Genomic DNA, 4871 nt, shown 5'->3' on the forward strand with positions numbered 1-4871 from the left:
AAAGCCCAAACGGGATGTAATCAGCAATGCCTGCCGGATGAAGCACTGGCATCATAAAATGCTCGGCAGCTTGGTCAGATTGGTGCGGCATGGAAGAGGAAACACAACCATGGTCGTCGCCCAAAAAAGCGATCACACCACCATTTTTTGAGCTGCCCAAAGCATTGCCATGTTTGAGCGCGTCGCCCGAACGATCAACGCCGGGGCCTTTGCCGTACCAAATGCCAAAAACGCCATCCACGGTCACTTGTGGATCGCTAGAGACCTCTTGTGTGCCAACGATTGCGGTTGCGGCCAAATCTTCGTTGATCGCTGGCTTCACTGTGATTTTGTATTCGTCCAACGTTGTTTTGGCTTTCGCCATAGCCTGATCATAAGCACCAAGCGGCGAACCACGATAGCCCGATACAAAACCTGCAGTGTTCAACCCAGCAGCAAAATCAGCTTTTGCTTGTTCAATAGGGATGCGTACCAAAACGTCAGTGCCCGACAGAAAAACCCGCTCGTTTTTTAGTCCGTCACGCAATTCATATTCTGGATATGCGAAAAGGCTCGCATTCGCCGGTGTTAGATCCATAATGTTCCCCTATTCCTTGAGAACCATTATCGCTCATTTTTCTTGACATATCTGATCAAATTAGGGCTCAATATAGCCACATTTTGGCAATCTTTTTCAAGAAAGCGCTTAGTTTTGACAGAACAGTTCTCAATTGATCAAATTGACGGGAAAATCTTAGATTTACTGCAACAAAACAGCCGACTCTCCAACCAAGAGATCGCCAACCAAGTGGGCAGCTCGGTTTCTTCCGTGTGGCGACGCATCAACGCGCTTGAAGAAGCTGGGGTGATCACGGCCTACGGCCTTACGGTTTCGCCGGAAAAAATGGGCTACAGCGAAACGATTTTGCTGCAAGTCAGCCTTGAGCAGCATAATGATGATTATTTGGATGAGTTCACAAGGTTGGTGCAATCAATTCCCGAGATTTTGGAATGCTATGCGACGACGGGTGAGTATGATTATGTCATGAAAGTATTGGCCACAGACATGCGCTCGTATCATCGGTTTCTGCGCAATAGTTTGATGAGCATGCCGTTCATCTCCAAAACTTTTTCACAAGTGGTGATGGACAAGATCAAGTTTCAAAAAGCGATTCCAACGACTTCGGCCCGGATGAAGAAATGATCGACATTGCATTGCGAGATCTGCGCATTGCCGACCTGCGCGCCTATCGCCAATTGATTTCGCCAGACAGAGCTTTTCATCAGTTCAACGGCCCCTACTTTGGACTACCCGACGACGCTGAGCAGGATCGTTACATCCAACGCTTGCGCGAAAAATTGGAAGCCCCTGAACAGGATTTGAAAAAACTGCTGATTATTGATGCGCGGTCGGATCGAATCTTGGGCGAAGTGAGCTGGTATTGGCGCAGCAAGGCGACCTATTGGATGGAGATTGGCATTTTGATTTTCAATCAATCGGATTGGTCAAAGGGCATAGGTGCGAATGCGTTAAAACTGCTGATCGGCCAATTATTTGCCGACAGAGACGAATTGGTGCGGATTGGGCTAACCACTTGGAGTGGCAACCAAGGGATGATGCGACTCGCGCAAAAGCTAGGCATGCGCCAAGAAGCTTGCTATCGCAAAGCGCGTTTTTGGCAGGGTCAGTATTATGATTCAGTCAGCTACGGCGTCCTCAAAGAAGAATGGTCCGTTTAGCGGGTTTCAGGTTCGACAATTGGTGCGCCTGCATCACGCCACCCGCCAAATCCACCTTCGATGTGCGCCACATTTTCAAAGCCCATGTCTTTAGCGGTCTTGGTTGCCAAGGCAGAACGCCAACCCGCGGCACAAAAGAATACCAGCTTTTTGTCCGTGGCCAATTCAGGCTTGTGATAAAGACTTGTTGGATCAATCCAAAACTCAAGCATACCGCGCGGCACGTGCACTGCGCCTTCGATTTTGCCTTCACGCTTTAGCTCGCGAATATCGCGCAAATCGACCAACAAGGCCTTGCCGGATGCAGTCTGCTGTTTGGCGCTTTCCACATCGAGCGTTTCGATTTCAGCCATGGCTTGATCAACAAGTTGTTTGACCGTTTTCATTTCAACTCCCTTTACGCCGCCAGCACATCTGCCCAGTCTTTGTGCCGTTTGAACTGCATTACAACATAAGAACACACAGGCACGATTTTGCGTTTGTTCTGACGCGCGAATTCCACGCCAGCAATCACCAGTTTTGCCGCAATTCCTTGGCCTTCAAATTCTTTGGGGACACGCGTGTGATCGACAATCATTTGATTGTTGTTGCGCACGAAAGTCATTTCGGCCTGATGACCTTCGCCAAGGTCTGCGAAAAATCGACCACGTTGATTGTCTTCTTGAAACTGTATTTTGAGGTCTTTGGTCATGTTGCCGCCTTTGAGAACAAGTCTGTTGCGAGTTTTCTAATGGGGTTATGCGAGGCAGCCAGATCAATTTGGCGCAGTTCAGCCAAAGAGATGAACTTCAGCTGTGTCGATTCTTCGCTTATGTGCAGTGCCGGCATTTGAGTCAGTTCTGCTGCAAAAACGGACATGTGGGTTTGCACTACATTGCCATCATCGTATGCACCGATGGAGCCGGGGTTATCGAACAAGGTGACGAATTCTAAGGTCAACCCTGCCAGCCCGGTTTCTTCTTCCAGTTCACGGGCTGCGCACACTTCGGGAGCCTCGCCCGGCTCGGCTCTGCCACCCGGGAAAGACCATTGACCGTTGTCGCTGCGTTTTTCCATCAATACACTATCACCCAAGAACACCATCGACACAGAACCTTGGGCGAGCGGCTGGTTGATTGGCGGCGCGTCCTTCAGATTGTCAAAAAACTCAGCCACTTTGTTGGTCCAAATAATCGATTGCCGCACTGAGCGCGGTCACTTCAGTTCCAGCCAGTCCCGCGGACAAAAACAGGGTGAGATCTCCAGCAGCCGAATTGAAGGTTTGTGCGCCAAGATGTTGGACAGGTAAATTTTGGTCATGGAACATATGTTTGTTGCCCTGCCCAGCAATCTGCTGCGGGCTATCGGAAACGATCAATCTGGTGCGCGCGACAATGTCCAAAGGCAATTCGTGGCGATCAACAAATTTGGGACCTAGAGTTGTGACATGAGCGCCATGTTTTATCCATTCTGTATCAATCACGGGTTCTGAAGAATTGGTGGCGAGGATCACGACATCAGCATCTCGCACCGCGCGCTCAGCACTTGAAGTTGGGGTGATATTTGCACTCAGCTTCTTAGCCATATCGGTTGCAAAATTACCGCGCCGCTCCATCGAGCGGCTAAACACGCTGACTTTTCCAACCTCACGTAAACTCAAAATCGCTTCTAACTGGGTTTGCGCCTGCGTTCCAGTTCCGATCAGTGCCAGTTTTTCAATCCGCTCCTCAGGCACCAAACGATCAATCGCAACGCCACCAAGGCAACCTGTGCGGATCGCGCCTAAGCGCTCGCCAATCGCTATGCCTTTGATCTTTGCTGTGGTGCGGTCAAACACAACAACCAACTGCTCTTCGACCGCATTCTTGCGTTTTGGAAAGGTGTCATAAACGCGAAACCCGGCTAGGTCTTTGTTGCCGCCGCACGTAAAGACCAGCGCACCAGGATCAAAATCGACCCGATGGCGCGGTGGCGAAATCGCTTCGCCGCGCGCATCCGCATCAATCTGCGCTCGAACTGCGTCAAGAAAAACGCGCGTTGGAATGGCGTTCAGATCATCTTCTTGCAGAATGCGCATATAGGCCTCTTTATGGTTTTAAAACTCGATCCCTACCTGTGCTTTCACGCCAGACCGGAAGGGATGCTTTATCTGGGTCATGTCGGTGACCAAGTCCGCAAATTCCACCAACTCGTCTTTTGCATTACGCCCCGTGATGATCACATGTTTCATCTCTGGTTTTTGCCTTAGAACGTCCAAAATCTCTTCAATGGGCAAATAGTCGTATCGTAAGACAATATTCAATTCATCACACAAGACCATATCGTGCTTGTCGTCCAGAATAAATTCTTTGGCTTGCTCCCACGCGGCGCGTGCCGCATCGATATCGCGCTGCCGATCTTGGGTTTCCCACGTAAAGCCTTCGCCCATTGTGGCAAGTGAAACTTGATCGGGGAATTTGTCGAGCACATTGCGCTCGCCAGTGCCCCATTTGCCTTTGACAAATTGTACAACAGCGACTTTCATGCCATTGCCAAGCGCCCGAAAGACCATGCCGAAGGCGGCTGTCGATTTACCCTTGCCTTTTCCGGTGTGAACGATGGTAAGGCCTTTTTCGATGGTTTTGGTGGCGATGATCTTGTCGCGCGCCGCCTTCTTCTTTTTCATTTTCTCAGTATGGCGCTCGTTGAGTTCTTCTTCACTCATATTGTCGGTTTTTTTGCTCATAGCTGATCATTGCTCCCATCTAAAAAGGCATAGGTTGAATTGCGTTTTGGCGACCAGAAGCCGCGCTCCATTGCTTCGCGAAACTTGGATATGAGTTCATCATAGCCATATTTGTTGTTCTCGTGAATGAAGCTACGCACTTCATCATTGAGCACAAAGGCGTCAAAGGCAATGTCGAAATGGTGTGACTTCACTGCACCAGTTGTTGCCGCGAATGCGAACCTATAATCGGTGGTGGCGATAATTTCGAACGCGCCTTTGTAACCGTGTCGCATCACCCCTGAAATCCATTTTGGATTGACAACGCGCGAGCGCATGACCTTGGCGATTTCTTCGTCCAGCGTTGTTGCCACGGGCCGTTCGGGACGCGAGTGGTCATTGTGATAATGTGCCGGTGGGTGTCCCGTTAGCGACGTCGCGGTGGCGGTTAGGCCGCCGTCAAACGGGG

8 protein-coding genes and 1 pseudogene are annotated in these 4871 nt (G+C 50.1%); 2 read left to right on the top strand and 7 right to left on the bottom strand.

Annotated features, from left to right (window positions below; all coding sequences use genetic code 11):
• Positions 1–577 (bottom strand): annotated as a pseudogene (locus Q0231_RS00950) (pyruvate ferredoxin oxidoreductase); the annotation flags it as partial.
• A gap of 114 nt (positions 578–691) precedes the next feature.
• Between Q0231_RS00950 and Q0231_RS00955 the strand changes: the two are divergent.
• Both Q0231_RS00955 and Q0231_RS00960 read left to right on the top strand, forming a co-directional pair.
• Positions 692–1183: an Lrp/AsnC family transcriptional regulator gene (locus tag Q0231_RS00955; RefSeq protein WP_299343855.1), complete on the top strand. Its 492-nt coding sequence runs from the start codon at positions 692–694 to the stop codon at positions 1181–1183.
• On the top strand, positions 1180–1719 hold the full coding sequence (locus tag Q0231_RS00960; protein WP_269392959.1) for a GNAT family protein: 540 nt from the start codon (positions 1180–1182) through the stop codon (positions 1717–1719). Before Q0231_RS00955 ends, Q0231_RS00960 begins: the two co-directional genes overlap by 4 nt.
• Here the strand turns inward: Q0231_RS00960 and Q0231_RS00965 are convergent.
• From Q0231_RS00965 to Q0231_RS00990, 6 genes are all read right to left on the bottom strand, one after another.
• Complete coding sequence (locus Q0231_RS00965) at positions 1716–2105, bottom strand: rhodanese-like domain-containing protein (protein WP_269392960.1); 390 nt, start codon at positions 2103–2105, stop codon at positions 1716–1718. The two genes, Q0231_RS00960 and Q0231_RS00965, sit on opposite strands and share 4 nt — an antisense overlap.
• Positions 2106–2116: 11 nt before the next feature.
• Positions 2117–2410 (bottom strand): GNAT family N-acetyltransferase, encoded by a 294-nt coding sequence (locus tag Q0231_RS00970; protein ID WP_269392961.1) that lies wholly within the window; start codon positions 2408–2410, stop codon positions 2117–2119.
• Entirely contained in the window at positions 2407–2874 is a 468-nt protein-coding gene (locus Q0231_RS00975) for an NUDIX domain-containing protein (protein WP_299343863.1), read from the bottom strand. The genes Q0231_RS00970 and Q0231_RS00975 overlap by 4 nt, the downstream gene beginning before the upstream one ends.
• Positions 2867–3775: an NAD(P)-binding domain-containing protein gene (locus tag Q0231_RS00980; RefSeq protein WP_299343866.1), complete on the bottom strand. Its 909-nt coding sequence runs from the start codon at positions 3773–3775 to the stop codon at positions 2867–2869. The genes Q0231_RS00975 and Q0231_RS00980 overlap by 8 nt, the downstream gene beginning before the upstream one ends.
• Positions 3776–3793: 18 nt before the next feature.
• On the bottom strand, positions 3794–4423 hold the full coding sequence (cobO, locus tag Q0231_RS00985; RefSeq protein WP_269392964.1) for a cob(I)yrinic acid a,c-diamide adenosyltransferase: 630 nt from the start codon (positions 4421–4423) through the stop codon (positions 3794–3796).
• The coding region (locus tag Q0231_RS00990; RefSeq protein WP_299343872.1) for a cobaltochelatase subunit CobN at positions 4420–4871 on the bottom strand (452 nt) is incomplete at its 5' end. The genes Q0231_RS00990 and cobO, both read right to left, overlap by 4 nt.

It is taken from the genome of uncultured Maritalea sp. (assembly GCF_937139385.1).
Taxonomy (GTDB): Bacteria; Pseudomonadota; Alphaproteobacteria; order Rhizobiales; family Devosiaceae; genus Maritalea; species Maritalea porphyrae_A.

Bases quoted from the DNA above. Each gene is read 5' to 3' on its own strand.
- Q0231_RS00970 (WP_269392961.1), bottom strand. From the start codon at position 2,410: ATGACCAAAGACCTCAAAATACAGTTTCAAGAAGACAATCAACGTGGT.
- Q0231_RS00960 (WP_269392959.1), top strand. From the start codon at position 1,180: ATGATCGACATTGCATTGCGAGATCTGCGCATTGCCGACCTGCGCGCC.
- Q0231_RS00965 (WP_269392960.1), bottom strand. From the start codon at position 2,105: ATGAAAACGGTCAAACAACTTGTTGATCAAGCCATGGCTGAAATCGAA.
- Q0231_RS00980 (WP_299343866.1), bottom strand. From the start codon at position 3,775: ATGCGCATTCTGCAAGAAGATGATCTGAACGCCATTCCAACGCGCGTT.
- cobO (WP_269392964.1), bottom strand. From the start codon at position 4,423: ATGAGCAAAAAAACCGACAATATGAGTGAAGAAGAACTCAACGAGCGC.